The 357-nt window shown below is 59.9% G+C and carries 1 protein-coding gene; it reads left to right on the plus strand.

What is annotated here, in order from left to right; genetic code table 11:
* Positions 1–357: DDE-type integrase/transposase/recombinase (locus tag Q1A87_RS23875; protein ID WP_299657399.1), on the plus strand; the 357-nt coding region annotated here is incomplete at both ends.

Raw genomic sequence — 357 nt, forward strand, 5'->3', positions numbered from 1 at the left:
CTACCTCTTCGTGGGCATTGACCGAACCAGCAAGTTCGCGGTCACACAGCTCGTCGAGAAAGCTGACAGGAAAACGGCGTGGGAGTTCCTCCAGCATATGCTTGAGGCGGTGCCCTATCACGTCCACACGATCCTTACAGACAATGGCATCCAGTTCGCCGAGCAGCCGCGGAACAGGAACACGATCCTCTCCCGGCCGATGCGTTTCGACATGATTTTCGAAGCCAACGGGATCGAGCACCGGCTCACCAAGCCCAGCCATCCCTGGACCAACGGCCAGGTCGAACGGATGAACCGGACGATCAAGGAGGGTGAGGCCCAAAGCCGATCCGGGGGATCGGCGACGGCTGAACGTCA

The sequence above is a fragment of the uncultured Jannaschia sp. genome, from assembly GCF_947494055.1.
Taxonomy (GTDB): Bacteria; Pseudomonadota; Alphaproteobacteria; order Rhodobacterales; family Rhodobacteraceae; genus Jannaschia.